The 2,500-nt window shown below is 53.6% G+C and carries 2 rRNA genes (1 of these 2 cut by a window edge); both read left to right on the top strand.

Going from position 1 to position 2,500, the window contains the following annotated elements:
* Window positions 1-2,189 (top strand): 23S ribosomal RNA (locus PAV_RS06465); it begins 738 nt to the left of the window's first position.
* 79 nt (window positions 2,190-2,268) lie between these two features.
* Window positions 2,269-2,385, top strand: a 5S ribosomal RNA gene (gene rrf / locus PAV_RS06460).
* The last annotated feature ends 115 nt before the right edge of the window (window positions 2,386-2,500 follow it).

The raw sequence follows: 2,500 nt of genomic DNA, 5'->3' as shown, positions 1-2,500 counted from the left end.
CCCTGTCCAGGGTGAAGGTGCGGTAACACGCACTGGAGGCCCGAACCCACGCACGTTGAAAAGTGCGGGGATGAGGTGGGGGTAGCGGAGAAATTCCAATCGAACTCGGAGATAGCTGGTTCTCCCCGAAATAGCTTTAGGGCTAGCCTCGGAGTAAAGAGTCATGGAGGTAGAGCACTGATTGGATGCGGGGCCCGCCAAGGGTTACCAAGTTCAGTCAAACTCCGAATGCCATCGACTTATATCCGGGAGTCAGACAGTGGGTGCTAAGGTCCATTGTCAAGAGGGAAACAGCCCAGACCATCAGCTAAGGCCCCTAAATGTATGTTAAGTGGGAAAGGATGTGGAGTTGCCCAGACAACCAGGATGTTGGCTTAGAAGCAGCCATCATTTAAAGAGTGCGTAATAGCTCACTGGTCGAGTGACTCTGCGCCGAAAATGTAACGGGGCTAAACATACTGCCGAAGCTATGGATTGATACTTATGTATCAGTGGTAGGGGAGCGTTGTGTACCGGGTTGAAGGTAGACCGAGAGGACTGCTGGACTGTACACAAGTGAGAATGCCGGTATGAGTAACGAAAAGACATGTGAGAATCATGTCCGCCGAAAACCTAAGGGTTCCTGAGGAAGGCTCGTCCACTCAGGGTAAGTCGGGACCTAAGGCGAGGCCGAAAGGCGTAGTCGAAGGACAACAGGTTGAAATTCCTGTACCACCGTAACCGTTATGAGCAATGGGGGGACGCAGAAGGATAGGGACGCGAGCTGATGGATGCTCGTCCAAGCAGTGAGGCTGATGTGTAGGCAAATCCGCACATCGTAAGGCTAGGCTGTGATGGGGAGGGAAAATTATAGTACCGAAGGTCTTGATTTCATGCTGCCAAGAAAAGCCTCTAGCCAGGTGAAGGTGCCCGTACCGCAAACCGACACAGGTAGGTGAGAAGAGAATTCTAAGGCGCGCGGAAGAACTCTCGTTAAGGAACTCGGCAAAATGACCCCGTAACTTCGGGAGAAGGGGTGCCTCGGTAGGGTGAATAGCCCGAGGGGGCCGCAGTGAAAAGGCCCAAGCGACTGTTTAGCAAAAACACAGGTCTGTGCGAAGCCGCAAGGCGAAGTATACGGGCTGACGCCTGCCCGGTGCTGGAAGGTTAAGGGGAGTGGTTAGCCGCAAGGCGAAGCTATGAACCGAAGCCCCAGTAAACGGCGGCCGTAACTATAACGGTCCTAAGGTAGCGAAATTCCTTGTCAGGTAAATTCTGACCCGCACGAATGGCGTAACGACTTGGGCGCTGTCTCAACGAGAGATCCGGTGAAATTTTAATACCTGTGAAGATGCAGGTTACCCGCGACAAGACGGAAAGACCCCATGGAGCTTTACTACAGCTTGATATTGGACTTTGGTACGGACTGTACAGGATAGGTGGGAGCCTGAGAAGCCTGAGCGCCAGCTTAGGTGGAGGCGCCGTTGGGATACCACCCTGTTCGTATCGGAGTTCTAACCTAGGACCGTGATCCGGTTCGGGGACAGTGTCAGGTGGGTAGTTTGACTGGGGCGGTCGCCTCCTAAAGAGTAACGGAGGCGCCCCAAGGTTCCCTCAGAATGGTTGGAAATCATTCGAAGAGTGCAAAGGCATAAGGGAGCTTGACTGCGAGACCTACAAGTCGAGCAGGGACGAAAGTCGGGCTTAGTGATCCGGTGGTTCCGCATGGAAGGGCCATCGCTCAACGGATAAAAGCTACCCTGGGGATAACAGGCTTATCTCCCCCAAGAGTCCACATCGACGGGGAGGTTTGGCACCTCGATGTCGGCTCATCGCATCCTGGGGCTGAAGTAGGTCCCAAGGGTTGGGCTGTTCGCCCATTAAAGCGGTACGCGAGCTGGGTTCAGAACGTCGTGAGACAGTTCGGTCCCTATCTGTCGCGGGCGTAGGAAATTTGAGAGGAGCTGTCCTTAGTACGAGAGGACCGGGATGGACGCACCGCTGGTGTACCAGTTGTTCCGCCAGGAGCATAGCTGGGTAGCTATGTGCGGAAGGGATAAGCGCTGAAAGCATCTAAGCGTGAAGCCCCCCTCAAGATGAGATTTCCCAATTAGTAAGACCCCTTGAAGACGACGAGGTAGATAGGTTGGAGGTGGAAGCACAGCAATGTGTGGAGCTGACCAATACTAATCGGTCGAGGGCTTATCCTATTTGATTCAAAACACGAACTTTCGCATTCAGTTTTCAAGGTATGACCTTGAACTTCATATTGGCATTAAGCCAATGCTGTTTGGTGGCGATGGCGGAGGGGTTCCACGCGTACCCATCCCGAACACGACCGTTAAGCCCTCCAGCGCCGATGGTACTTGGACCGCAGGGTCCCGGGAGAGTAGGACGCCGCCAAGCTGTCCTTTGTAAGGACTACATGCAGGCATGTCCTGTGAGAGTCCGGTAATATTCCCTGATAGCTCAGTTGGTAGAGCACTCGACTGTTAATCGAGTTGTCACAGGTTCGAGTCCT

It is taken from the genome of Paenibacillus alvei DSM 29 (genome assembly GCF_000293805.1).
Lineage (GTDB): Bacteria > Bacillota > Bacilli > Paenibacillales > Paenibacillaceae > Paenibacillus_B > Paenibacillus_B alvei.
The sequence above is the reverse complement of the archived record's forward strand: the minus strand, read 5'-3'. Positions and strand labels throughout refer to the sequence as shown.